Below are 26,783 nucleotides of genomic sequence, written 5' to 3'. Positions count from 1 at the left end.
GTTCTCCGTTGGCGCGGTGCGCTCAATCAAGTTTCGAGGGGGGCGGCTTGGGTGCTTCCACGGCCTGGGGCGCGCTCGGTGGCTCGGCCGGCGCAGGCGTCGCTGCTGGCTGCAGAGTACCGGCACTTTCCCCGGGCTCGGCGGGCACCAGCTTGTACTCGCGGCCCGTGGCGTTCTTCAGGTAGATCTCCATTTGCCGGAACGAAATATTGATGTTCTGGCGCTTGAATTCCTTGTTGATGAAACGGTTTATTTCATCCAGCACCGGGTTGCGGTCACCCAGGTCACGCACGTGCATGCGCAATTCGTGGTCCAGCGTGCTCTCGCCGAAGTTGAGGAAATACACCAGTGGCTCCGGTTCCTTGAGCACCCGCGGGTTGTCCCGCGCAGCCTTGAGCAGCAGGGTGCGCACCAGGTCCAGGTCCGAGCCGTAGTCCACGCCCAGCTTCAACGTCACCCTCGTGATGGTGTCGGTCAGCGACCAGTTGATCAGTTGCCCGGTGATGAAGGTCTTGTTGGGGACGATGATGTCCTTGCGATCGAAGTCGGTAATGGTGGTGGCGCGAATGCGGATCTTGCTCACCGTTCCCGACAGGTTGCCGATGGTGATGGTGTCGCCGATGCGCACCGGGCGCTCGAACAGAATCATGATGCCGGAAATGAAGTTGGCGAAGATTTCCTGCATGCCGAAACCCAGCCCCACCGACAGCGCCGCGACCAGCCACTGCAGCTTGTCCCAACTTACGCCCAGGGTCGACAGCGTGGACACGAAGCCCACCCCCGCGATCACGTACGACAGCAGCGTTGTGGTGGCGTAGGCGCTGCCCTGAGCCAGGTTGAGCTTGGACAGCACCAGTACCTCGAGCAGCCCCGGCAGGTTGCCGGCCAGCACGACGGTGATGCCGATGATCACTGCTGCGCCGATGAAGTCGCTCAGGCTGATCGGCACCATGCTCATGGCCGCGCCGGTGCCGCTGGTGTATTCGTACAGGGTGATGTTGTCCAGATAGGCGAACACGCTGATCAGATCGCTCCACACCCAGTACAGCGCGCCGATGAAGCCGGCCAGCAAGGCCAGCCGCACCAGACGCAAGGACTGCTGGTTGACCTGCTCGATGTCCAGAGTCGGCTCTTCGGCGACTGCTTCGCCTTCGCCGCTGTCCTTCGCCGTCTGCCGCTTGGCCAGTGCCCGCTGGTAGGCCAAGCGTCGTGCGGCAACGCTCAAGCCACGCACGAACGCCGCTTCGATGACCAACCAGATCATCAGCAGGTAAAGGGTGTCGATCAGCCGATCGGTGAGCTTGAGCGCCGTGTAGTAGTAGCCAAAACAGACCGCCACGAACAGTGCAATCGGCAGTGCGGTGAACAGCAAGCCGATGGTGCGGCGGAACAGTGAAGCGCTCTTGTGTGTCGGGCTGCTGATCAACAACCGCGCCAGCAGCCAGGCCATCAGGGCGTAGCAGGTCAGCACCACGGCAATGCCGAGCACGTCATCCGCCAGCGCCGAGGGTTGCAGTTCGGCCACTGCCACCACCGATACCAGCGCCAGCACGACAAAGCCCAGCCGGCGCACCCAGCCCTGCAGGAAGGCGACTTGCGCCCGCTCCCAGCGAAAGTGCAGCTCGGCCACGCCGCCGGGGGCGAGGATGCGATACGCGGTGTAGAACACCAGCCAGGCCTGGGCAATCTGCAACATGGCGGCGCCCAGACCGGCATTCTGCCCACGGGCATCGATCAGCAGGGCATAGCCGCACAGCGCCAGGCCCAGGGCCATGGGCATGGCCAGCAGGATGTTGATCAGGATGGCGGCAGGCGTGTGCCATTGCCGGTCGCGCTTGAAGTGGCCGATGTCCTGATGCACCGCATTGAGCTTCTGGTAGAGAAACTTGCGCTTCCACTGCAGCAGGCCGATCACCAGCAGCAGCGGCAGGAACAGCAATGGTCGCTGCGCCAGGCCATCGGTCAGCTCGCTCACACTCGATGCCCAGGGCAGGGTGGTCACCTGATTCTCCAGGCGCCGCGGCACGGCCTTGAACCATTCGTCATCCAGCGGCTTGTTGCTGGGGATCCAGAACATCTGCTCGTCCAGCGTGGCACGCAGGCCTTGCGCAGTGCTGAGCAGTTGCTTCTGGTTGAGCTGCAGGGTGATCGACTCGTTGAGGAGCGCGCTCAGTTCCCGGTTCAGACGTTCGAGCAGGTCGCTGCGAGTGACCGCCAGCTCCAGCAAGCTCTTGCGCAACTGCGGCGTGTTCTGATCCTGCTGCTGGTTGGCCAGCAGATTGTCCACGTAGGCCGCCGGGTTGCTGATGGCTTCGCGCTGTTGGTTGACTTCGAACTGATACAGGCGGATGTCGGCGATCTCGTCGGCCAGGTCGCGATCGACCTTCAAGTGCGGCAACGCCTGCTTCTGTTTGTAGAGAATCTTGGACAGCAACAGGCTGCCTTTGAGCACGCTGATCTGCTCGTCCAGGGCCTGGTCGCTCTGGGTCACGCTGTCAAGCTGCTGGCGGGTCTTGAGGTTCTGCTGGGTCAGTTCGTTGAGCCGGTCGGTGCTGCGCAGCAGGTAGTCGGACAGCTTGACGTTGGTCGCACTTTCGGTCGCCAGCGCGCTGCTGCCACCGGCTTTCTGCGCTTCCAGCGACTGCTTGGTGACGGTCTCCTGGGACTGCGCCAGACGCTTCTGGTTGATCAGCGTCTGCAGGTCCTGGATTTCCTGATCCAGCCGGGTGGTCTTCTCCAGCACCAGGTCGTGACGCGCATTGCCCAGGTCCTGCAAGGTGCTGTTGCCGGCCAGTTCCTGGCGGCGCAGGTTGATCAGCGCGCCTATGGAGGCCTGTTCGGCCGCCAGCTGGTTGCGTGTGTCGGGCGTCAGCGCCTTGCCGTCGTTCTTGCCCAGCTTGAGGATGCCGTTGATCTGCTGGATACGGTTCTGGCTGGCGCTGATCTCGGTCTGCGCGCGTTCCGGGCGGGTCTGCGCGGTGATGATCAGACTGTTGGCATCGGACAAGGCCTTTTGCAGCTCGCCCTGTTCGGTGGTGCGCTCGCTGAAGATCTGCTCCAGTTGCGGCACGCTCAAGGTGGCATAGCGCTGGCTCACGGGGATGATCGGCATGCCCTTGAGACGGCTCAGCTCACGCTGCGCCTCGAGAGTCTGCTTGGGTGCATCGGCCAGTTGCTGCTTGAGGTCGGCCAGCTTGCGCTCGTTGTCGGTCTGGTTGCCAAGCAGCCCCAGGGTCTGCTCGAACACTTGCTGCAGCGCCTTCTGGTCGGCTTCTGGCAGCTTGCGCTCGGCGATCTTGTCGAGGTTCTGTTGCACCGTTTCACGGTTCAGCGGGTCGGCAGCCTGAACGCTGGCGACAGCCATGCACAGCCCCAGCAGGGCTGCGGAAAGAAAATTGCGCATAGGTTAAAAGTCGTACAGCTCGAAGAGAGAAGGGCAGTTTAGAGGAAGAGCCCAGGCCCTGGACGACTTCCTTCGGGGAATTTGACGCCCACTTTCATGATCCGGTTCCCGTCCATGACCGCATTGCCCGACGCGGGCCAGGCTGTGTCATGTGAACAGTCCGGTTTATGTGCCCTCTTGGCGTCGTGCTGTCGCCTGCGAGGCCAGACTGAGGCCCCGCTGGGATCATTGGTGTCAGCGCACTTCGAGCCTGTTTACGTATCGTCGACCAGAGACGTATCGCCGGGCAGCTCGGTGCCGCATTCCGGCTCTTTCTCAGGCATGCAGCTCGCGCTAGCTCCAGCCCGAGGCTCCCTAAGCGTCAGCAGATTCGCAGGCGGAGCAGGAAGGCGCATTTCGGCAATTTGCCGATCGGCTGCCGTTGAAAGAGGCATCCCCCAAGCACGAACGAAGACTCGCAGATCAGCCCCGGCGGCCATGCTCCCAAACAAAGCGAGGTTGTCGAACGATTGGGCTCGCGAGGGCGTTGCGCTCCAAGGACCATGCTCGCGGGCAATCCGGTTCAATCGAGACCAAAAAGCGTCACCGAAACCCAGGCGGAGTTGCTCCAGGGCTGCAAGCCGCTCGAACGCAGACAGCTGGGTTATGTCCAGATCGGCCATGGCCTGCTTTTCCAGCGCATTGTCCCAGGTGTCCTTGCCGTTCGCACCGGGGTAGGTCAAATTCGATCGCACACCAAATACCCGCTGGGTTGCCATGGCGGAAAGGTTGTTGGTAACTTCGCCGAAATCAGCGGGCAGGTAGGCGCGCATCTGGTTCTGATGGCCTATTTCGTGAGGCACTGCCCACTCCGCTTTGAGGGGTTCCGGTGCAAGCAGTGTTCTTGCATACGCCATGTTGTATGCCGTGTACCCGGTGGTGGCATGTGCCGATCCAGCGCCACCGTGATTACCCAGTACAAGATGATATTTCAGCGGAGCCGGTGCATGAAGTTCTTCTGCCTTGTCCAGACCCAGTAATGTTTCTTGGACGTCAATGATGCGCTCGTAAGTTGCCATCAACCCAGGGAGGTCACTGTTTTTGTAAGTGTGCGCCGACGCCCGATCGACGGTTAGAACGACCCGGGCGCTGTAGAGCTCCACGTACGGGGTAGGGCGCGCGTCGAGCATGGCGTGATAGACCGCTGTTGAGGTATTGCCGTGCTCGAAGTAGGGAAGTTCCTGTGCACCCAGAATGATGACGTTGGCAGTGTTTATTTCATTGGCCAGTTGGAAATAGATGATCCCTCCACTAGGATCGGTGATGGTGTTGATGCCAACTCGAAGGGGATAAGTTCGTTGCTGGGAGTATTGCCTGTCCGTGTCTGCGTAGGGGGCGCCAACAAACAGGTTCATCGCGATGGGCGGGGTATCAGTGTGTACGACGACCACTCTGAAGGCCTTGTTCTTGGGGGCGTAGAAACCTGTTGGTTGCCGGTTCATCAGGGGGTAGCGCGTGCCCAGTCGATACATGGCTGTGAAACGGTCCACGGTAGCCTCGAACCTCGCCCAGCGATGCCTTCGGATGCCTACGGAGCCATCGCTTTGCGTGACCAGCCGGAAGCGCTGATTCAAATTGCCAGCCACCAAGACCTCCATCGTGGGTGTCTGATGATTGAAGGTCAGCACGTACCCTGTCAGTACTGACTGGATCGATACGGTGTCATCAGAGTAGCGTCTGATTCGGAAACGTTGTGTGCGAACGTCTTCTTCCGGCTGCGCCCACAGTCGAACGCCGTCGGAACTCAAGCGGTAACGTGTATAGCGGTTTTGCATGAATTGATCTTCACCGGCGTTCCCGGTCAACAGAAAACTTTGTGACTGGGAGCCGTTGTAAAGTCGCACATTTACCGCTGCGTCCTGAAAAGAAAGTACGGTGTCCGGGAGCATGGGATTGGCCTGATGAGAGTGGGTGACATAATCAGGCTAGCAGGGCTAATTCATTGGTTGCCGCAGGGAAAACGGCAGGCACCAAGGGGAAAGAGTGTCGCGATGTTGTACCTCGTTCGCAACTTGCTGAGCAGAAAAGGTATTCCGTTTCAGTGGGTAAAGTGTATACAAAGTGGAGGTATTGAATGTTTTTTTACAGGATGAACGGTCGTATCGACATCGTCGAGTACGGAGACATTTGATCCATGAGCAGGCTTGAATCCGTCCGCCAAGAATTCAAAGAAAGAGCCCAGGCCCTGGACGACTTCCTTCGGGGAATTTGACGCCCACTTTCATGATCCGGTTCCCGTCCATGACCGCGACCGTCCAGATGGTGCCGTTCCACTCCACGTGGTCGCCAACGATCGGCGCGCCGCCAACCCGCTGAATGATGAAGCGGCTGAGCGGCATCTGCGGGTCGAGCCCATCCAGCTTGAGGCCGTAGAGCGCCGACACCGCGCCCAGTTGAGCGTCGCCTTCGAGTACGAAGTCGCCGAAGAAACGCAGGTCCAGACCGCGCTGCGGCGCCTGGCTGAACAGTTTGCCCAGGGCCGGCAGGTTGTGCTCGTGGCCGATCACGCACAGCAGGTCGTCCACTTCCAGCACCGTACTGCCGGACGGGTGGAGCAGTTGCTGGCCACGGAACAGCGCGGCGATACGCGTGCCCTCGGGCATTTTCAGCTCGCGCAGGGCCGCGCCGATGCACCACTTTTCCGCGCCCAGGCGGTACACGAACAGCTCCCACTCGCTGGTGATATGCACTTCGAGGGCAGAGCGCGAGATCGGTGCAGGGTCCGGCGGTACGGTGACCTTGAGCAACTTGGCCACCCACGGCAGGCTGGTGCCCTGTACCAGCAGCGACACCAGCACGATGAAGAACGCCAGGTTGAAGAACAGCTGCGCATCCGGCAGCCCGGCCATCAATGGAAACACCGCGAGGATGATCGGTACCGCGCCGCGCAGGCCCACCCACGAGATGAAGGCTTTTTCGCGGCCATGAAACGCCTTGAACGGCAACAGCCCGACCATCACCGACAGCGGCCGCGCGACCAGAATCATCCAAAGGGCCAGGGCGAGGGCGGGCAGGGCGATGGGCAGCAGGTCATGGGGCGTGACCAGCAGCCCCAGTACCAGGAACATGCCGATCTGCGCCAGCCAGGCCATGCCGTCGAGCATGTGCAGAATGCCGTGGCGGCTGCGAATCGGCTTGTTACCCATCACCAGGCCGCACAGGTAGACAGCCAGGAAGCCGCTGCCGTGCAGGGCATTGGTCAGGGCGAACACCAGCAGGCCGCCTGCCACCACCAGGATCGGGTACAGGCCGGCGGCCAGGTTGATGCGGTTGACCAGTTGCAGCATGACCCAGCCGCCACCCAGGCCGATGACACCGCCGATGCCGAATTCGCGCAGCAGGTGGCCGAGCAGGCCCCAATGCAGGCCGGTCTGGCCGCTGGCGATCATGTCGATCAGGGTCACGGTGAGGAACACCGCCATGGGGTCGTTGCTGCCCGATTCGATCTCGAGGGTGGCGGTCACCCGTTCGTTCAGGCCCTTGCCGCCCAGCAGCGAGAACACCGCCGCCGCATCGGTGGAACCGACGATGGCGCCGATCAACAGCCCCTGAATCATGCTCAGGTCGAACAGCCAGGCGGCGACCGCGCCGGTCAGCGCGGTGGTGATCAGCACCCCGACCGTGGCCAGCGACAAGGCGGGCCACAACGCCACGCGAAAGCTCGATACCCGCGTGCGCAGGCCGCCATCGAGCAGGATCACCGCCAGCGCCAGGTTGCCGACCAGATAGGCCGTGGGGTAGTTGTTGAAAATGATGCCGCCGCCGTCCACCCCGGCAGCCATGCCCACCGCCAGGATGATCACCAGAATGGGAATGCCCAGGCGCGACGACAGCGAGCTGACCAGGATACTTGCACCCACCAGCAACGCGCCGATCAAGAACAGGCTGTTGATGAAGGTGGCGTCCAAGGGCAGTACTCCGTAGGCAATGGCAGAACCGGCAACATGCAGGCCTCGTGCCAACGGATTCTAACCCGTGTAAACGCATGTATGTCAAAGGATTTGCCCGATGCGGCAGATACGCCGCCGATACGCCTGTGCCAGGTCTGCGGGTCCAGAAATGCCACGAGCGCCCTGAGGCGCCCGTGGTGTTTCTGGATCGATCAGCTTCGATCGGTCAGCTTCAGCCGATGCTCATCAAGCTCGCATTGCCACCCGCGGCGGCGGTGTTGACGCTCAGCGCCCGCTCGATCACCAGGCGCTCCAGGCAGATGCCGGTTTCACCCTGAGACAAGCCATGCACGCCTACGATGGCACCGCTGCGCTTGGCGATCTGCTCGCAGACGGCACGCAGCTGGTCGCTGTCACCGTGATGCAGCACAGCATCGAAGTGCACCTCGTCCTTGTTCCACTCCGGCACCAGCTGAATACGTGCCTGCACTTCCTTGGGCAGACGCATGCGCACGGCCTTGCCCGGCTCGTTGTCGGGCACTACCGCGCGGGAGCCCACGGCCATCACCGCTGCCAGCTGCGCCAGCAGGTCGGCTTCGGTTTCGGCCAGGCACAGCACGTGCTCGCGTGGCAGGATGGTGTAGCTGTTGCGTTCACCGGTGGGGCCATCGAGCAGACGGCTCACGCCACTCTGCGACTGGGCGGCGAAGTCGCCGCACAATTGCGCCAGTTCGGTCTGCTGATTGCTCGAAGCCCAGGCCTGCATGGCCTGCAACGGTTTGCCCATGGCGTCACGCAGACGCACGTCCGGCGCCGTACCGGCATCGGTGCGGGCGAAGGACTGGGCGATGGCGTCGTTTGGCCGCGTCGACAGCAAACGGTACAGGTACAGCGGGCCACCGGCTTTCGGGCCGGTGCCCGACAGGCCTTCGCCGCCGAACGGCTGCACACCCACCACGGCGCCGACGATGTTGCGGTTGACGTAGACGTTACCGGCATGAACGTTGTCGATCACCTTGGCGATGGTTTCGTCGATACGTGTGTGCACGCCCAGCGTCAGGCCATAGCCGGAAGCATTGATCTGGCCGATCAACTGGTCCAGGTCGCGACGCTTGTAGCGCACCACGTGCAACACCGGACCGAAGATCTCGCGCTGCAGCTCATCGAAGCTTTCCAGCTCGATCAGGGTCGGCATGACGAAGGTGCCGCGCTTGATCTCGGCACTGTCGGCAATCGCCATCTGGTACACGTCGCGGCCTTTGTCGCGCATGCCCTGGATGTGTTTCTCGATACCGGTCTTGGCCTCGGCGTCGATCACCGGGCCGATGTCCACGTTCAGGCGCTCGGGGTTGCCCAGGCGCGCTTCGGCCATGGCACCCTTGAGCATTTCGATCACACGGTCGGCCGAATCCTCCTGCAGACACAGCACGCGCAGGGCCGAGCAACGCTGGCCGGCGGAGTCGAATGCCGAGGAAACCACGTCGATCACCACCTGTTCGGTAAGCGCCGAGGAATCGACGATCATCGCGTTCTGGCCACCGGTTTCGGCGATCAGCGGAATCGGACGACCTTGCGAGTCCAGGCGCCCGGCGATGTTGCGCTGGAGCAACCGCGCCACTTCGGTGGAGCCGGTGAACATCACGCCCTTGACGCGCTCGTCACCTACCAGCCGTGCACCCACGGTTTCACCGCGGCCAGGCAGCAGTTGCAGCACGCCTTCGGGGATACCGGCTTCGAGCAGCAGGCGCACGGCCTGTGCGGCCACCAGCGGGGTCTGCTCCGCAGGCTTGGCCAGCACCGGGTTACCGGCGGCGAGGGCCGCGGCGACCTGGCCACTGAAGATCGCCAGCGGGAAGTTCCACGGGCTGATGCACACCACCGGACCCAGCGGGCGATGGGCGTCGTTGCTGAAGTCGTTGCGCGCCTGCACCGCGTAGTAGCGCAGGAAGTCCACGGCCTCGCGGACCTCGGCGATGGCGTTGGCGAAGGTCTTGCCGGCTTCGCGGGCGAGCAGCCCCATCAGCGGCTGGATCTCGGCTTCCATCAGGTCGGCGGCACGCTCCAGCACCGCGGCGCGTTCGGCCGGCGGCGTGGCCTGCCAGATCGGGCCGTTGATCAGTGCGCACTGGATCGCGTTGTCGACGTCGGTGACGGTGGCTTCTTGCACATGGCCGACCACGTCGCGCAGGTCGGACGGGTTGAGCACCGGCTGGGCCGGTTCGTTGCTGGCTTCGCAGCCCAGCATGGGCAGGGCTTTCCAGTCGGTGTGAGCGGTGGCCAGCAGGGCTGACGACAGCGACGCAAGACGATGCTCGTTGGCCATGTCGATGCCGGCCGAGTTGGCCCGGTCACTGCCGTACAGATCACGCGGCAGCGGAATGCGCGGATGAGGCAGACCGAACTGGCCCTCCTGGGTCGCCATCCGCTCGATGGTGGCTACCGGATCGGCGACCAGTTCCTGGATGGAGATGGACTGGTCGGCGATCCGGTTGACGAACGAAGTGTTGGCGCCGTTTTCCAGCAAGCGGCGGACCAGGTACGCCAGCAGTGTTTCGTGGGTGCCGACCGGTGCATACACACGGCATGGACGGTTCAGCTTGCCATCGGCCACTTTGCCTACGACCTGTTCGTACAACGGTTCACCCATGCCGTGCAGGCACTGGAATTCATACTGACCGGGGTAATAGTTCTGACCGGCGATGTGGTAGATGGCCGCCAGCGTATGGGCGTTGTGGGTCGCGAACTGCGGGTAGATGACTTCCGGTACCGACAGCAGCTTGCGCGCGCAGGCCACGTAGGACACGTCGGTGTACACCTTGCGGGTGTACACCGGGTAGCCTTCCAGCCCCTCGACCTGGGCGCGCTTGATTTCGCTGTCCCAGTAGGCGCCCTTCACCAGGCGGATCATCAGGCGGTGACGACTGCGCCGAGCCAGGTCGATGACGTAGTCGATCACGTACGGGCAGCGCTTCTGGTAGGCCTGGATAACGAAACCGATGCCGTTCCAGCCCGTCAGTTGCGGCTCGAAGCACAGGCGTTCGAGCAGGTCCAGCGACAGCTCCAGGCGGTCGGCTTCCTCGGCGTCGATGTTCAGGCCGATGTCGTAGTGCTTGGCCAGCAGGGTCAGCGACAGCAGGCGCGGGTACAGTTCTTCCATGACGCGCTCGTACTGCGCACGGCTGTAGCGCGGGTGCAGCGCCGAGAGCTTGATCGAGATACCCGGGCCTTCGTAGATGCCGCGACCGTGAGAGGCCTTGCCGATCGAGTGGATCGCCTGCTCGTAGGACGCGAGGTATTTCTGCGCGTCGTGCTCGGTCAGCGCGGCTTCGCCCAGCATGTCGTAGGAGTAGCGGAAGCCCTTGTTCTCGAACTTGCTGGCGTTGGCCAGCGCCTCGCCGATGGTTTCGCCGGTGACGAACTGTTCACCCATCAGGCGCATGGCCATGTCGACGCCCTTGCGGATCATCGGCTCGCCGCTCTTGCCGATGATGCGGCTGAGCGACGACGACAGGCCCGATTCGTTGTGCGTCGATACCAGCTTGCCGGTCAGCAGCAAGCCCCAGGTGGCCGCGTTGACGAACAGCGACGGGCTGTTGCCCAAGTGCGGGTGCCAGTTGCCGGTGCTGATCTTGTCGCGGATCAGGGCGTCGCGGGTGCCCTTGTCGGGGATGCGCAGCAGCGCCTCGGCCAGGCACATCAAGGCCACGCCTTCCTGGGAGCTGAGCGAGAATTCCTGCAGCAAGCCCTGAACGATGCCCGCACGGCCACCGGCGCTTTTCTGATTGCGCAGCTTCTCGGCGATGCGCGCGGCCAGCTTGTTGGTGGCTTCGGCCATGTCGGCCGGCAGGCGAGCCTGCTCCAGCAGCATCGGCACCACTTCGGGCTCGGGACGACGATAGGCGCCGGTGATCGCGGCGCGCAGTACCGACTGCGGCAGAATGCTTTCGGCAAATTCGAGGAAGCACTGATGGGCATGGTCGGGCTGGATGTCGCCCGCATCGTCACTGCCACTCACCCCGGCGCCGGTCAGTTCGGTCAGCGTCGCGCCGCCTTCCAGCTTCTCCAGATAGTTGAAGATCGCCTGCTTGATCAACCAGTGTGGAGTGCGGTCGATGGACTGCGCGCAAGCCTTGAGGCGTTCGCGGGTCGGGTCGTCCAATTTGACGCCCAGGGTGGTGGTTGCCATTTCTTGTCCTCATCAGGGCCACGGTGCGTGGCAATAAAGCCGGCGGCAAGATTAGCCGTGCGCTTTGCGGGGTGCAACCAAGTGCAACCTGTATATCGACGAAAGTTGCACCGCTCGACGGAAAATCTTTTTGCATGGGTTGAATCTGCACAACGCCAGTGCGCCTGTGTAGCGAACACCAGGTGAATGCTCCGAAAGGAAGCAGATGCACGGCGTTTAGCCAGATGCTTCCACAGGTGCAACTTGCTTGCCAAAAAGGGTTGCGCCCGTCTCCAAAGCCGGCCTAAAGTTCGGCGCCTTTGGGTCAGCCCTGACGTCTTGCCATCTGCCGACCTGCACAAAGGCACCGAAGCGTGCCCGACGGCTCATAAAAACAACTCGAGGAGACACCCATGAGTGTCAGCAACCCCACTCTGATCACCTTCGTGATCTACATCGCTGCCATGGTCCTGATCGGCCTGTTCGCCTACCGTTCCACCAACAATCTTTCCGACTACATTCTCGGCGGCCGCAGCCTTGGCAGCGTGGTCACGGCCCTGTCCGCGGGCGCCTCGGACATGAGCGGCTGGTTGCTCATGGGTCTGCCTGGCGCCATCTACATGTCCGGCCTGTCGGAGGCCTGGATCGCCGTCGGCCTGATCATCGGTGCCTACCTGAACTGGCTGTTCGTCGCTGGCCGGTTGCGCGTGCAAACCGAGCACAACGGTGACGCCCTGACCCTGCCGGACTATTTCGCCGGGCGTTTCGAAGACACCAGCGGCCTGCTGCGGATCATCTCGGCGGTGGTGATCCTGGTGTTCTTCACCATCTACTGCGCGTCAGGCATCGTCGCCGGCGCGCGGCTGTTCGAAAGCACCTTCGGCATGTCCTACGAGTCCGCGTTGTGGGCCGGCGCTGCCGCGACCATCGCCTATACCTTCGTTGGCGGGTTCCTGGCGGTCAGCTGGACCGACACGGTGCAGGCCACGCTGATGATCTTCGCCCTGATCCTCACACCCATCGTCGTGGTGCTGGCCACCGGCGGCGTCGACACGGCCTTTCTGGCCATCGAGGCGCAGAACCCGGCCAACTTCGACATGCTGCGCGGTACCACCTTCATCGGCATCGTTTCGCTGCTGGGCTGGGGACTGGGCTATTTCGGCCAACCGCACATTCTTGCCCGCTTCATGGCGGCCGATTCGGTGCGCTCCATCGCCAAGGCGCGGCGCATTTCCATGACCTGGATGATCCTCTGCCTGGGTGGCACCGTGGCCGTGGGTTTCTTCGGCATCGCCTACTTCTCGGCGCACCCCGAGCTGGCCGGTCCGGTCACCGAGAACCACGAGCGCGTCTTCATCGAGCTGGCCAAGATTCTTTTCAATCCGTGGGTTGCCGGGGTGCTGCTGTCGGCCATTCTGGCCGCGGTGATGAGCACCCTGAGCTGCCAGTTGCTGGTGTGCTCCAGCGCCTTGACCGAAGACTTCTACAAGGCGTTCCTGCGCAAGGGCGCCTCGCAGCGTGAACTGGTCTGGGTGGGCCGCATGATGGTGCTGCTGGTGGCGCTGGTCGCAATCTGGCTGGCGTCCAATCCCGACAACCGCGTACTGGGCCTGGTCAGCTACGCCTGGGCTGGGTTCGGCGCGGCGTTCGGGCCGGTGGTGCTGATCTCGGTGGTGTGGAAGGGCATGACCCGCAACGGGGCTCTGGCCGGCATCCTGGTCGGCGCGGCGACAGTGATCGTGTGGAAACACTTCGAACTGCTGGGGTTGTACGAGATCATTCCGGGCTTCGCGTTCGCCAGCCTGGCCATCCTGATCGTCAGCAAGCTGGGCCGCGGGCCATCACCGGCCATGGTCACCCGCTTCGAACGCGCCGAGGCGGCGTTCCACCAAGGCAAGTGATGCTCTGTCCTGCCTAGGAGCGGCCAATGTGGGAGCGGTCCGTGGCCGCGAAAAGCACACCGCGATGCGTCAGTGAGCACGCGTTGCCTGTTTCGCGGCCGATGACCGCTCATCGGCTGGAAAACGGCTCTGTTCCCCACACCGCAAAAAACCCATCTGAAATGCTAGACTCCTGCCCATCTGCAGGAGTCCCCATGAACTATCGTCATGCCTTCCACGCCGGCAATCACGCCGACGTGTTCAAACATATCGTCCTCACCCGGTTGATTGCGCTGATGTCGCGCAAGGAACAGCCATTTGCCTATATCGACACCCATGCCGGCCTCGGCCTCTACGACCTCCACGGCGACCAGGCCACGCGCACCGGCGAATGGCTCGAAGGCATCGCCCGCCTTTGGCAGGCCACCGACCGCCCGGCGCTGACCGACGACTATGTCAAGGTCATCAACCGTCTCAATACCGAAGGCGAACTGCGCTACTACCCCGGCTCGCCCGAGCTGGCGCGCCGGCTGATGCGCCAGCAGGACCGTGTGCTGCTCAACGAGAAGCACCCCGAAGACGGTCAGTTGCTCAAAGAGAACATGAAGAAGGACCCGCGTGTGGCCGTGCACCTGGGCGAAGGCTGGCACGTGCCGCGGGCCCTGCTGCCGGTGGCCGAGAAGCGCGCGGTGATGCTGATCGACCCGCCGTTCGAGCAACTCGACGAGCTCAGGCGCTGCGCCACTGCCTTGAAGGAAACCATCGGCCGCATGCGCCAGACCGTAGCGGCCATCTGGTACCCGATCAAGGATGACGAGCGCTCGCTCAAGCGTTTCTATCAAGACCTGACCAGCACCGGCGCGCCGAAGCTGCTGCGCGTGGAGTTGCTGGTGCACCCGCTGGACACACCGCAGAGCCTGAACGGTTCGGGACTGGTCATTGCCAACCCGCCGTGGGGCCTGGAAGAAGAACTGCACGCGCTGATGCCCTGGTTGGCCAACCTGCTCGGCCAGCGCCAGGGCGGCTGGAAGATGGACTGGCTGATCGCCGAGTGACCTTCAGGGCGTGAGGCGCGACACGTCGCGCACTACCCTGGCGAGTGGTTGGCCGGGGTCTGCGGCTGATCCGTCTTGGCACAGTGCAAGGTCAGGCCTGTGGTCCGCGTGGATAGCGTTTGAGCCGTTCGATCAGTTCGGCGCCGGGAATCGGCTTGTCGAACAGGTAGCCCTGGCCGACGTCGCAGCGCTGACGACGCAGAAAGGCCAGTTGTGCGGCAGTCTCGATGCCCTCGGCCACGACCTTGAGCTTGAGGTTGTGCGCCATGGCGATCACCGCCGAGGTGATTTCCATGTCGTCCTGGTTGTCCGGGATCTCGTGGATGAAGCTGCGATCGATCTTGATCACGTCGATGGGAAATTTCTTCAGGTAGCTGAGCGAGGAATACCCTGTGCCGAAGTCATCCATGGCCAAGGTCATGCCTAGCTGCTTGAGCTGTTCGAGCTGCTGATGGGTATCCACGGTGGCTTCCAGCAGCAGACCTTCGGTCAGTTCCAACTCCAGCAACGAGGCGTCAAGCGCCTCTTCCTGCAGAATGCTGGCGATGGACGCGACCAGGTCGGGATCGGAAAACTGCTTGGGTGACAGGTTGATCGCCACCTGCAGGCGACCCAGCCCGGCCGCGGTGAGGGCTTTGCTCATGCGGCAGGCCTGACGCGCGATCCACTTGCCGATGGGGATGATCAAGCCCGTTTCTTCGGCCACGCTGATGAATTGATCGGGGCGAATCATGCCCTTTTCCGGATGGTTCCAGCGCAGCAGCGCCTCCATGCCCAGCAGGCGACCCGAGCGCAGGCACAGCTTGGGCTGGTAGAACACATCCAGTTCGTTCTGGGTCAGGGCGCGGCGCAGGTTGTTCTCCACGAACAGCTTGTAGCTGGCCTCGGCATTCAGCGCCTCGGTGAATACCTGCACCTGATGCTTGCCGTTGGCCTTGGCCTTGTGCAGTGCAAGGCCTGCGTTCTTCATCAGGGTCTGCGGGTCGCGCCCATGCAGCGGCGCACAGGCCAGGCCCACGGAGCCGGTGACGTTGATCAACTGGTTATCCACGAACATCGGCTTGTCCAGGGTCAGCAGCACCTGCTGGGCAATGCGCTGGCCGGCTTCCAGGTCGGTGTCGTGCAGCAGCACGGCGAACTCGTTGCTGGCAAAACGTGCCAGGCTGCCGGCCGGACTCAGGCTGTTGCGCAGCCGTCGCGACAGGCTCACCAGCAGCTTGTCGCCGGTCTGGTGGCCGAGGCTGTCGTTGATCCGTTTGAAGTTGTCGATGTCCACCAGCATCATGCTGATCGGCCGGTCACTGTTGTGGGCGAAGCTTTCGTCCAGGCTGCGGATGAACGCCGGACGGTTGCCCAGGTTGGTCAGATTGTCGGTGTAGGCCAGGCGCTCGATGCGCTGCTGGGCCAGCTTGCTCTGGGTGATGTCTTCGTAGATGCCGATGTAATGGGTCAGCTCGCGGTCGTCGCCGTACACCTTGGAAATCGACAGCTGGCCCCAATAGGGTTCCAGGTTCTTGCGGCGGCTCTTGAATTCGCCTTGCCAGCTGTTGCCGTTGGCCAGGCCCGAAGGCGCGTCGAACAACAGCTCGCTGAGGTTTTCCAGCGCTGGCAGATCGGCCAGGCGCTTGCCGTGGACTTCCTCGGTGCTGTACTGGGTGATCGCGGTGAAGCTGGGGTTGACGTACTCGACCACGCCATCGCAGTTGACCAGCAGAAAGGCATTGGCGCTTTGCTCGACCGCGCGCTGGAACAGATTCAAGGCGCTGGTGGCTGCGCGACGGTCGTGGTTGTTGATCACCTGGGCGAACTGGTCGGCAAGCTCGCCGGCGAAAGCGATCTCGTCTGCACGCCAGACACGCCCGCCGCCACTCTGCTCCAGGCACAATACGCCGACCACCTGACCGTCGATACGGATGCTGGCATCGAGCACCGAACTGACATCGCGCATCGCCAGTTGCTCGGCAAGCTGGCGCGTGCGCGGATCGCTGGCCACGTCGCTGGCGTCGATGGCCCGGCTGGCGTGCAGGGCCGCCAGGTAATCGGGGAAGTCAGCCAGGTCCACGGGCTGCAGACAGCCGTGGACCTGCCGATCACCGTAATAAGCTGTAATGGGCAGCAACTGCTGGCCCTGCAGAGTCCACAGGCTGGCACAGTCCACAGCATAGATATCGCAGGCGTTACGCGTGATCAGTTCGGCCGCTTCGAGCAACGGCTTGTGGGTCCCGTAGCGCTGCTGCGCCAGGCTCAGGATCAATGCCTGCTGGGCGCTGGCACGTTCCATGTGCTGCAGTTGTTCCTGTTGCGCGCGCTGGTTCAGTTCCAGCGCCATCTGCAGCGGACTGCTCGCGTTGGCCGGTGTCAGGCTGGTTTCGACCAGGCTGTCGACAGCTGCGTCGACGACCATCAAGTAGCCACGCAACAACTGCCGATTGCGTTGGCGAAAGGCTTCGCCCAGTTCCATCAGGTGCAGGCTGCCATGGTTACTGTGCAGGGTGTAGCGCACGGTGTAATGGGTACTGTCGATCAGCTGTGCCTGGATGGCATCGTGCAGACGGTGCCGCGCCTCGGGCTCCATCAGGCTGGCGTAGGGCGAGCCGGTCAGCGAGCACAGCTGCGCGGCGGGAAGACCGAAGGTTCGTTCGCACGCCGGATCCAGATAAAGCAGCGCCCAGTTGGCCTCGTTCAGCCGTTCGAAACGCAGCATTCCCAGGCGCGAGGGCACCGGCAGCTGCGTCACTACCTCGGCCACCATGCGGTTGGCGGCATCGGGCTGGCTTTTCATTGAAAACTCGCTTCAAGAGTACTGGTCGCGCAGAGACGACAATCCCTACAGGCTAGGGTCCCTACAGGCGGGCGCGTCAGGCAAGGTTGCATCATGGCGCCCGGGCTTACAAGCGGTACAGTGGCTCGGTGCTTCCATGTTGTCGGCAGGCGCACAAAATTCTGCAATTGGATCCGAAAATACTGCGTTCATGAGGGCATTAGCGTCCGTGTCGCACACTGGTTGTGGGCTTCAGAGGCAAATTCGGGGCAAAAAAAACCCACCGGCGACGGTGGGTTTCTTTCATCCGCCCAGCCTTACAGCAGCATGGTGCGGATATCGGTCAGCAACTCGCCCAGACGCTTGGTGAAGCGTGCAGCGGCCGCGCCGTTGATCACACGGTGATCGTAGGACAGCGACAGCGGCAGCATCAGCTTGGGTTGGAACGCCTTGCCATCCCAGACAGGCTGGATGGTGGCCTTGGAGACACCCAGGATCGCCACTTCCGGCGCGTTGACGATCGGCGTGAAGCCGGTGCCGCCAATGTGCCCGAGGCTGGAGATGGTGAAGCAGGCACCCTGCATGTCGTCTGCCGAGAGCTTCTTGGTCCGGGCCTTTTCGGCCAGGGCGGCAGCTTCGGCAGCCAACTGCAGCAGGCTCTTCTGATCGACGTTCTTGATCACCGGCACCAGCAGGCCATCCGGCGTATCGACCGCGAAGCCGACATTGACGTACTTCTTGCGAATGATCGCCTTGCCACTCGGCGCCAGCGAAGCGTTGAAGTCCGGCAGTTCCTTGAGCAGGTGCGCACAGGCCTTGAGCAGCAATGGCAGCACGGTCAGCTTGACGCCGGCCTTTTCCGCCACGGCTTTCTGCGCCACGCGGAACGCTTCCAGCTCGGTGATATCGGCCTGGTCGAACTGGGTCACGTGGGGCACGTTCAGCCAGCTGCGGTGCAGGTTGGTGGCACCGGCCTGCATCAGGCGGGTCATCGGCACTTCTTCGGTTTCGCCGAAGCGGCTGAAGTCGACCACCGGGATCGGTGGAATGCCAGCACCACCGGTGGCGCCGGCAGCAGCGGCCGGTGCCTCCTTGGCCTTGTGCATCATCGCCTTGACGTAGACCTGCACGTCTTCCTTGAGGATGCGACCGTGCGGGCCGGTCGGGCTCACCGCGTTCAGCTCGACACCGAATTCGCGCGCCAATTGGCGAACAGCCGGGCCGGCATGCACCTTGGCACCGGCCGGGGCGGCAGGTGCTGCGGGTGCGGCAGCAGGTTTCTCGGCAGCCGCCGGGGCCGGCGCGGGCTTGGATTCAGCCGTAGCTGCGGCAGGGGCAGCAGCCTGGGCAGGCGCTGCGGGGGCAGCACCGGCCACTTTCAGCTTTAGAATCAGGTCGCCGGTACCCACTTCGTCTTCCAGCTTGACGCTGACGCTTTCGACCACGCCGGCAGCCGGAGAAGGAATCTCCATGCTGGCCTTGTCCGATTCCAGGGTGATCAGCGACTGGTCGGCTTCGACCGTGTCACCGGCCTTGACCAGTACTTCGATGATCTTGGCCTTGCCGGCCGAACCGATGTCCGGCACGTGGATGTCCTGCACACTGTCGCCGGCAGGCGCTGCGGCCGGCTTTTCAGCCGCTGCAGGCGCTGCTGCGGCAGGTGCGGGGGCAGCAGCGGCCGGGGCAGCAGCAGGGGCTGCGCCTTCGACCGCAAGCTTGAGGATCAGGTCACCGGTACCGACTTCGTCGTTCAGCTTGACGCTGATGCTTTCCACCACGCCTGCGGCCGGCGATGGAATTTCCATGCTGGCCTTGTCCGACTCCAGGGTAATCAAGGACTGATCGGCGGTGACGGTGTCACCGACCTTCACCGAGATCTCGATGATCTGCGCCTTGCCCGACGAACCGATATCCGGCACGTGGATGTCCTGGCTCGAAGCTGCGGCAGCGGGAGCGGCGGCTGGGGCAGCGGCGGGCGCGGCCTCGGCTTTCTCTTCCAGCTTTGGCGCAGCGGCAGGCTCGGAGGCCTGGGGCGCTTCTTCAGCACCCTCGACGTCCAGCTCCAGCAGTTCGTCGCCTTCTTTCAGGCGGTCGCCCAGCTTGACCTTGATGCTTTTCACGACGCCCGCCTTGGGCGCCGGCACTTCCATGCTGGCCTTGTCCGACTCGAGGGTCAGCAGGCTCTGCTCCGCCTCGATGCGGTCGCCGACCTTGACCAGCAATTCAATGACTTCACCTTCACCGCTGCCGATGTCAGGTACGCGAATGAGTTCGCTCACAAAAAATCTCCTCAGCAGTCCAGTGGGTTGCGTTTGTCAGGGTCGATACCGAACTTGACGATGGCCTCGGCCACCACCTTGGCTTCGATATCGCCGCGATCTGCCAAGGCTTCCAGAGCAGCCAGCACGACGAAGTTGCGGTCCACTTCGAAGAAGTGACGCAGCTTCTTGCGGCTGTCGCTGCGACCGAAGCCATCGGTACCCAGGACTTTGAATTCCTTGGAAGGAACCCACTGACGAATCTGCTCGGCGAACAGCTTCATGTAGTCGGTAGAGGCAATGACCGGACCCTTGCGGCCGCTCAGGCACTCTTCGACGTAGGTGGTCTGCGGCTTCTGCCCAGGGTGCAGGCGGTTCGAACGCTCGACGGCCAGGCCGTCGCGGCGCAGTTCGTTGAAGCTGGTGACGCTCCACACGTCGGCGCCGACGTTGAACTCTTCGCGCAGGATCTTCGCCGCTTCGCGGACTTCACGCAGGATGGTGCCCGAGCCCAGCAACTGGACGTGGTGCGCCGCTTCCTTGGTGTCGTCCTCGAGCAGGTACATGCCCTTGATGATGCCTTCCTCGGCGCCGGCCGGAATGGCAGGCTGGGTGTAGGCTTCGTTCATCACGGTGATGTAGTAGAAGATGTCCTGTTGTTCTTCGGTCATCTTCTTCATGCCGTCCTGGATGATCACCGCCAGCTCGTAGCCGTAGGTGGGGTCATAGGTGCGGCAGTTGGGGATGGTCGCGGCAAGCAGATGGCTGTGGCCGTCTTCGTGCTGCAGGCCTTCGCCGTTCAAGGTGGTACGGCCGGCGGTGCCGCCGATCAGGAAGCCACGGGTGCGGCTGTCGCCAGCGGCCCAGGCCAGGTCGCCGATACGCTGGAAGCCGAACATCGAGTAGAAGATGTAGAACGGCAGCATCGGCTGGTTGTGATTGCTGTACGAGGTACCGGCGGCGATGAACGACGACATGGCACCGGCTTCGTTGATGCCTTCCTCGAGGATCTGGCCCTTCTTGTCCTCGCGGTAGAACATCACCTGGTCCTTGTCGACCGGATCGTAGAGCTGACCGACGGAGGAGTAGATGCCCAGCTGGCGGAACATGCCTTCCATACCGAAGGTACGGGCCTCGTCCGGGATGATCGGAACGATGCGCTGACCGATTTCCTTGTCCTTGACCAGCTGCGACAGAATCCGCACGAACGCCATGGTGGTGGAAATTTCACGGTCGCCCGAACCGTCCAGGATCGCCTTGAGGGTTTCCAGGGGTGGCGTCGGAATGCTGAAGCTCTTGGCCCGGCGCTGCGGCACGAAGCCACCCAGGGCGGCGCGGCGCTCGCTCAGGTAACGGGCTTCGGCACTGCCTTCTTCAGGCTTGTAGAACGGCATGCTTTCCAGCTCGTCGTCCTTGATGGGTACGTCGAAGCGGTCGCGGAATTTGCGCAGGCTGTCGACGTCGACCTTCTTGGTGTTGTGCGCGGTGTTCTTGGCTTCGCCTGCACCGGTGCCGTAACCCTTGATGGTCTTGGCCAGGATGACGGTTGGCTGATCCTTGTGGTTTACCGCCTGATGGTAGGCTGCATAGACCTTGTACGGGTCGTGGCCACCACGGTTGAGCTTCCAGATCTCGTCGTCGGACAGGTCGGCGACCATGGCCTTGAGTTCCGGCGAGTTGAAGAAGTGCTCACGGACGAACGCGCCGTCCTTGGCCTTGTAGTTCTGGTACTCGCCGTCGATGACTTCGTCCATGCGACGCTGCAGGATGCCGTCGACGTCCTTGGCCAGCAGTGGGTCCCAGAAACGGCCCCACACGACTTTGTTGACGTTCCAGCCACCGCCACGGAACACGCCTTCCAGTTCCTGGATGATCTTGGCGTTGCCGCGAACCGGGCCGTCGAGGCGCTGCAGGTTGCAGTTGATGACGAAGATCAGGTTGTCCAGCTTCTCGCGGCCTGCCAGGGAGATCGCGCCCAGGGATTCCGGCTCGTCGCACTCGCCGTCGCCCATGAAGCACCAGATCTTCTGCTTGCCGGCAGGGATGTAGCCACGGGCTTCCATGTACTTCATGAAGCGCGCCTGGTAGATCGCCTGGATCGGACCCAGACCCATGGAAACGGTCGGGAACTGCCAGAAATCAGGCATCAGCCAAGGGTGCGGATACGAAGACAGACCCTTGCCGTCCACTTCCTGGCGGAAGTTGTTCATCTGGTCTTCGCTGATGCGGCCTTCCATGAAGGCGCGTGCGTAGACGCCAGGCGAAGCGTGGCCCTGGAAGTAGATGAGGTCGCCGCCGTGTTCGTCGGTCGGAGCCTGGAAGAAGTAGTTGAAGCCGATGTCGTACAGGGTCGCGCTGGAGGCGAAGCTGGAAATGTGGCCGCCCAGGTCCGGGTCGCGCAGGTTGGTGCGCACCACCATCGCCAATGCGTTCCAACGCACCAACGAGCGAATGCGGCGTTCCATGAACAGGTCGCCAGGCATGCGTGCTTCGTGGGTGACGGGGATGGTGTTGCGGTACGGCGTGGTGATGGCGTAGGGGAGTTGTGAACCACTGCGGGTGGCCAACTCGCCCATGCGGGTCATCAGGTAGTGAGCGCGGTCTTCGCCTTCTTTGTCGAGGACCGACTCCAGGGCATCCAGCCATTCCTGGGTTTCGACGGGATCGAGGTCTTGCATGGCTTGCTCCAGGGCGGAAAGGCTTCCAGAATCGAAGCCTGAGTTTGCGACTGGCCTTGTGGGCAGACGATATTGAATTCTTGGATTACCGGCAGCTTTTCCGGCGAGCTGTAGTTTTACTACAAATCCCTGCCCTTTTCATGCCCCTGCGGGCGGTGGGCAACCGGGTAGACACAGGATACAGGCTTTTGGCCCCCTGTCCGGTTGTGGGTTGGATCGTTACCTGTGATCGAATGTATTCATCTTGGGGCCATGCGTGAGTGACTTCTGCCAAGTTCTGATGAAAGTCAGCTATTTATCACCTTTGTTCGACAGTTCAGGGACAGATGAACCTGTCTATACAGACCTTTACCGGGCTCTTCACGCTGCACAAGGATAGACCATGAACCTGCCTTTGCTGGTCGAAATTCCGGCCGTTCTCACGCCGTTGGTGTCGCGCAATCGCGAGTCGTTCCAGGCGGCTGTGGCGGGGGCTGAGGCCCTCTTCGCCGATCTCAGCAGCGTTACGCTTACTGTGGGAGCGGGCTCTGCCCGCGAAGAGGCCCCCCCGTTCACCACACCTTTGGACTGGCCCATCGAGCGCTGGCAACAATGGGACCGCGTCACCACCGCCAGCGATTTCGTCCTGCAGCAGGCCATCCAGAACCCCGCGATGCTGCTCGACCTCATCGCCAGCGGCGACCTCGACCGTCCCTTCAATCCCGGTGAACTGCGCGAGCAGATCGCCCTCGCCGTGGCCCAGGCCGACAGCGAAGATGACCTCGCCCGCACCCTGCGCCGCCAGCGTGCGCGGCAGCAGGTGCGCATCATCTGGCGTGACCTCAACCGCGTCGCCGACCTGGTGCAGACCTGCCGCGACCTGTCGGACATGGCCGACGCCTGCATCGACCAAGCCTATCAATGGCTGTACCCGCGCCAATGCCAGCAATTGGGTACGCCCATGGGCCGGCGCAGCGGCGAGCAGCAGCACATGGTGGTGCTGGGCATGGGCAAGCTGGGCGCAGTGGAGCTGAACCTGTCGTCCGACATCGACCTCATCTTCGGCTACCCCGAAGGCGGCGAAACCCAGGGGGCCAAGCGTCCTCTGGACAATCAAGAGTTCTTCATCCGCCTCGGCCAGCGGCTGATCAAGTCCCTGGACCCGATCACCGTCGACGGTTTCGTCTTCCGCGTCGACATGCGTCTGCGCCCTTACGGCTCGTCCGGTGCGCTGGTGCTCAGCTTCAACGCGCTGGAGCAGTACTATCAGGACCAGGGCCGCGACTGGGAACGCTACGCCATGATCAAGGCGCGGGTGGTGGCCGGCGACCAGCAGGCCGGCGCGCAGCTGCTCGACATGCTGCGACCGTTCGTCTATCGCCGCTACCTGGATTTCTCCGCCATCGACGCCTTGCGCACCATGAAGCAACTGATCCAGCAGGAAGTGCGGCGCAAGGGCATGGCCGACAATATCAAGCTGGGCTCGGGCGGCATCCGTGAAGTCGAATTCATCGCCCAGGCATTCCAGTTGATCCACGGCGGGCGTGACCTGAGCCTGCAGCAGCGACCCTTGCTCAAGGTGCTGAAGACCCTGGAGGGGCAGGGCTATCTGCCTGCTGCGGTAGTGGACGAACTGCGCGAGGGCTATGAATTCCTGCGTTACACCGAGCACGCCATCCAGGCCATTGCCGATCGGCAGACACAGATGCTGCCCGACGATGAACGGGACCGTGCGCGCATCGCCTTCATGATGGGTTTCGCTGACTGGCCGGCGTTCCACACGCGCCTGATGCACTGGCGCGGGCGGACCGCCTGGCACTTCGCGCAAGTGATCGCCGACCCGGACGAAGACGCCGAAACCAGCGAGGCAATGGTGATCGGCGGCGAGTGGCTACCGTTGTGGGAGGAAACCCACGACGCCGATGCGGCCTGCCGGCAATTGCAGGAAGCCGGTTTCAGCGACGCGCGCCAGGCGCTCAAGCGTCTTGAAGACCTGCGCGGCAGCCCGCAACTTCGGGCCATGCAGCGCCTGAGCCGCGAGCGCCTGGATGCTTTCATTCCGCGCCTGCTGGCCCAGGCGGTGGAACACGCCGACCCGGACCTGATTCTGGAGCGGGTGCTGCCGCTGGTAGAAGCCGTGGCGCGGCGTTCGGCGTATCTGGTGCTGCTGACGGAGAATCCCGATGCGCTGCGGCGCCTGCTGACCCTGTGCGCGGCCAGCCCATGGATCGCCGAACAGATTGCGCGATTCCCGTTGCTGCTCGACGAGCTGCTCAACGAAGCGCGGCTGTTCAACCCGCCGTTGGCACCGGAGCTGGCCGCCGAGTTGCGCGAACGGCTCACGCGCATCCCCGAGGACGACCTGGAACAGCAGATGGAAGCGCTGCGCCATTTCAAGCTGGCGCACAACCTGCGCGTAGCCGCTTCGGAAATCGCCGGTGGCTTGCCGCTGATGAAGGTCAGCGATTACCTGACCTGGCTGGCCGAGGCGATTCTTGCGCAAGTGCTGGCCCTGGCCTGGCGGCAGACCGTGGCGCGCCATGGCGTGCCCAAGCGGGCCGATGGCAGTGATTGCGATCCGGCCTTCGTCATCGTCGGTTATGGCAAGGTCGGTGGCATCGAGCTGGGCCATGGCTCGGACCTGGACCTGGTGTTCATTCACGATGGCGACCCGAGCCTGGAAACCGACGGCACCAAGCCGATCGACAGCGCGCAGTTCTTCACCCGCCTGGGCCAGCGCATCATTCACCTGCTGACTGCACAGACCAACTCCGGCCAGCTGTACGACGTCGACATGCGCCTGCGTCCCTCCGGTGCGGCGGGGCTGCTGGTCAGCTCGGTGGCGGCGTTTTCGCGCTATCAGCAGACCGAGGCGTGGACCTGGGAGCACCAGGCGCTGGTGCGCGCCCGGGTGCTGGTAGGCTGCCGCCAGACGGGCGCCGAGTTCGAGCAGGTGCGTGGCGCCGTGCTGGCCAAACCGCGCGACCTGGATACGCTGCGTGCCGAGGTCAGCGAGATGCGCGCGAAGATGCGCGACAACCTCGGTACGCGCCAGACCGCCGCGGGACGAGGCGCCAATGCCTTCGAAGCTGGCCAGCGCTTTGACGTCAAGCAAGACGCCGGTGGTATCGTCGATATCGAATTTATGGTGCAATACGCGGCTCTGGCGTGGTCGGGCAAGCACCCGGCCCTGCTGCGATACACCGACAACATTCGCATTCTCGAGGGCCTTGAAGAGGCCGGATTGTTGCCCGCCGCCGATGCCGGGCTGCTGCGTGAGGCCTACAAGGCCTACCGCTCGGCCGCCCATCGCCAGGCCCTGCAGAAGCAGGCCGGGGTGATCCCGGGCAATCAGTTCATCGACGAACGGCGCGAGGTGATGCGGATCTGGGGTGAGCTGGGGTTGAGCTGAAGGCGGTACCCACCTATTTGCCCCGTAGGAGCGGCCAGTGGCCGCGAACAGAGCTCCGCGGTTTTTCAGGCACTGCGCGGCGCCTGTTTCGCGGCCGACGACCGCTCCTACGGGTGACCCCGATCCCTGTAGGAGCGGTCCGTGGCCGCGAAAAGGCTGGCACCGAAATCCCTGGCACCACCGCACCACCCGACTGACTGTTCTGGAAAACTATGAGAATTCTGATCATTGGGCCCAGCTGGGTCGGTGACATGGTAATGGCACAGACCCTGTTCCAGAGCCTCAAGCAACGGCACCCCGACTGCCTGATCGACGTGCTGGCGCCTGAATGGAGCCGCCCGATTCTGGAGCGCATGCCCGAAGTGCGCGCCGCCTTGAGCTTTCCGCTCGGCCACGGCGCGCTCGAACTGGCCACGCGCCGACGCATCGGCAAAAGCCTCAAGGGCCATTACGACCAGGCCATCCTGCTGCCCAACTCATTGAAGTCGGCGCTGGTACCGTTCTTCGCCGGCATCCCCAAGCGCACCGGCTGGCGCGGCGAATTTCGCTACGGCCTGCTCAACGACGTGCGCACGCTGGACAAGCAACGCTACCCATTGATGATCGAGCGCTTCATGGCCCTGGCCTTCGAGCCCGGCGCCCTGTTGCCGCAACCCTATCCACGCCCCGAGCTGCGCATCGACCCGGCCAGCCGCGACGCTGCCCTGGCCAAGTTCGGCCTGGCCCTTGATCGCCCGGTGCTCGCCCTGTGCCCCGGCGCCGAGTTCGGCGAAGCCAAACGCTGGCCGTCCGAGCACTACGCCGAAGTGGCCGAAATCAAGATCCGTGAAGGCTGGCAGGTCTGGCTGTTCGGCTCCAAGAAAGACTTCCCGGTGGGCGAGGCCATCCGCGAGCGGCTGATTCCCGGCCTGCGCGAGGAAGCCTACAACCTGTCCGGTGAAACCGCGCTGGCCGAGGCCATCGACCTGATGTCGTGCGCCGACGCCGTGGTGTCCAACGATTCGGGCCTCATGCACGTGGCCGCCGCGCTCAATCGGCCGCTGGTGGCGGTGTACGGCTCGACCTCGCCCGGCTTCACGCCACCTCTCGCGGAAAAGGTCGAAGTGGTGCGCCTGGGCCTGGATTGCAGCCCGTGCTTCGACCGCACCTGCCGCTTCGGCCACTACAATTGCCTGCGCCTGCTGGAACCCCAGCGGGTTGCCGATGCGTTGCAGCAGGTAGAAGGACCGGCCACGGTCGAACTGACAGTCAAGGCGGAATGAA

General features: G+C 63.2%; 11 protein-coding genes. 4 read left to right on the top strand and 7 right to left on the bottom strand.

Annotation, left to right across the window (positions count from 1 at the left end; genetic code table 11):
- Positions 1 to 22 precede the first annotated feature (22 nt).
- From mscK to putA, 4 genes are all read right to left on the bottom strand, one after another.
- On the bottom strand, positions 23 to 3,403 hold the full coding sequence (mscK, locus tag IFT98_RS18595) for a mechanosensitive channel MscK (RefSeq protein WP_192051003.1): 3,381 nt from the start codon (positions 3,401 to 3,403) through the stop codon (positions 23 to 25).
- Positions 3,404 to 3,657: 254 nt separating this feature from the next.
- Positions 3,658 to 5,331: a M60 family metallopeptidase gene (locus IFT98_RS18590; RefSeq protein ID WP_192051001.1), complete on the bottom strand. Its 1,674-nt coding sequence runs from the start codon at positions 5,329 to 5,331 to the stop codon at positions 3,658 to 3,660.
- 276 nt (positions 5,332 to 5,607) lie between these two features.
- A complete protein-coding gene (locus IFT98_RS18585) occupies positions 5,608 to 7,350 on the bottom strand; it encodes a potassium/proton antiporter (protein ID WP_122800361.1) in 1,743 nt (580 codons plus the stop codon).
- A gap of 214 nt (positions 7,351 to 7,564) precedes the next feature.
- The gene (gene putA, locus IFT98_RS18580; protein WP_192050999.1) at positions 7,565 to 11,518 is read right to left on the bottom strand and encodes a trifunctional transcriptional regulator/proline dehydrogenase/L-glutamate gamma-semialdehyde dehydrogenase; all 3,954 of its coding nucleotides are present in this window, start codon (positions 11,516 to 11,518) and stop codon (positions 7,565 to 7,567) included.
- Positions 11,519 to 11,910: 392 nt separating this feature from the next.
- On the opposite strand from putA, the gene putP reads away from it, so the two are divergent.
- Both putP and IFT98_RS18570 read left to right on the top strand, forming a co-directional pair.
- Positions 11,911 to 13,398 carry a sodium/proline symporter PutP gene (putP, locus tag IFT98_RS18575; protein WP_192050997.1) on the top strand — a complete coding sequence of 496 codons (1,488 nt, stop codon included), beginning with the start codon at positions 11,911 to 11,913 and terminating at the stop codon, positions 13,396 to 13,398.
- A gap of 194 nt (positions 13,399 to 13,592) precedes the next feature.
- The gene (locus IFT98_RS18570) at positions 13,593 to 14,432 is read left to right on the top strand and encodes a 23S rRNA (adenine(2030)-N(6))-methyltransferase RlmJ (RefSeq protein ID WP_192050996.1); all 840 of its coding nucleotides are present in this window, start codon (positions 13,593 to 13,595) and stop codon (positions 14,430 to 14,432) included.
- Between the two features lie 91 nt (positions 14,433 to 14,523).
- On the opposite strand, the gene IFT98_RS18565 is transcribed toward IFT98_RS18570, so the two are convergent.
- The 3 genes from IFT98_RS18565 to aceE form a co-directional block, all read right to left on the bottom strand.
- A complete protein-coding gene (locus tag IFT98_RS18565; protein WP_192050994.1) occupies positions 14,524 to 17,214 on the bottom strand; it encodes a sensor domain-containing phosphodiesterase in 2,691 nt (896 codons plus the stop codon).
- A 296-nt stretch (positions 17,215 to 17,510) separates the two neighbouring features.
- Positions 17,511 to 19,472 carry a dihydrolipoyllysine-residue acetyltransferase gene (gene aceF, locus IFT98_RS18560; RefSeq protein WP_192050992.1) on the bottom strand — a complete coding sequence of 654 codons (1,962 nt, stop codon included), beginning with the start codon at positions 19,470 to 19,472 and terminating at the stop codon, positions 17,511 to 17,513.
- An 11-nt stretch (positions 19,473 to 19,483) separates the two neighbouring features.
- On the bottom strand, positions 19,484 to 22,129 hold the full coding sequence (gene aceE, locus IFT98_RS18555) for a pyruvate dehydrogenase (acetyl-transferring), homodimeric type (RefSeq protein ID WP_192050990.1): 2,646 nt from the start codon (positions 22,127 to 22,129) through the stop codon (positions 19,484 to 19,486).
- Positions 22,130 to 22,511: 382 nt separating this feature from the next.
- Here aceE and glnE point away from each other — a divergent pair, with 382 nt between their 5' ends.
- Both glnE and waaF read left to right on the top strand, forming a co-directional pair.
- Positions 22,512 to 25,520 carry a bifunctional [glutamate--ammonia ligase]-adenylyl-L-tyrosine phosphorylase/[glutamate--ammonia-ligase] adenylyltransferase gene (gene glnE, locus IFT98_RS18550; protein ID WP_192050989.1) on the top strand — a complete coding sequence of 1,003 codons (3,009 nt, stop codon included), beginning with the start codon at positions 22,512 to 22,514 and terminating at the stop codon, positions 25,518 to 25,520.
- Between the two features lie 212 nt (positions 25,521 to 25,732).
- Positions 25,733 to 26,782, top strand: a complete 1,050-nt coding sequence (waaF, locus tag IFT98_RS18545; RefSeq protein WP_122479760.1) for a lipopolysaccharide heptosyltransferase II — start codon at positions 25,733 to 25,735, stop codon at positions 26,780 to 26,782.
- The last annotated feature ends 1 nt before the right edge of the window (position 26,783 follow it).

The sequence above is a fragment of the Pseudomonas sp. CFBP 8770 genome, assembly GCF_014841705.1.
Classification (GTDB): Bacteria; Pseudomonadota; Gammaproteobacteria; order Pseudomonadales; family Pseudomonadaceae; genus Aquipseudomonas.
This window is presented reverse-complemented; position numbering and strand designations above follow the sequence as displayed.

What these genes read in the sequence shown, in the direction of transcription:
- IFT98_RS18590 (WP_192051001.1), bottom strand. Translation starts at nt 5,331, where the DNA reads ATGCTCCCGGACACCGTACTTTCTTTTCAGGACGCAGCGGTAAATGTG.
- aceE (WP_192050990.1), bottom strand. Translation starts at nt 22,129, where the DNA reads ATGCAAGACCTCGATCCCGTCGAAACCCAGGAATGGCTGGATGCCCTG.
- IFT98_RS18565 (WP_192050994.1), bottom strand. Translation starts at nt 17,214, where the DNA reads ATGAAAAGCCAGCCCGATGCCGCCAACCGCATGGTGGCCGAGGTAGTG.
- putA (WP_192050999.1), bottom strand. Translation starts at nt 11,518, where the DNA reads ATGGCAACCACCACCCTGGGCGTCAAATTGGACGACCCGACCCGCGAA.
- mscK (WP_192051003.1), bottom strand. Translation starts at nt 3,403, where the DNA reads ATGCGCAATTTTCTTTCCGCAGCCCTGCTGGGGCTGTGCATGGCTGTC.
- IFT98_RS18570 (WP_192050996.1), top strand. Translation starts at nt 13,593, where the DNA reads ATGAACTATCGTCATGCCTTCCACGCCGGCAATCACGCCGACGTGTTC.
- putP (WP_192050997.1), top strand. Translation starts at nt 11,911, where the DNA reads ATGAGTGTCAGCAACCCCACTCTGATCACCTTCGTGATCTACATCGCT.
- waaF (WP_122479760.1), top strand. Translation starts at nt 25,733, where the DNA reads ATGAGAATTCTGATCATTGGGCCCAGCTGGGTCGGTGACATGGTAATG.
- glnE (WP_192050989.1), top strand. Translation starts at nt 22,512, where the DNA reads ATGAACCTGCCTTTGCTGGTCGAAATTCCGGCCGTTCTCACGCCGTTG.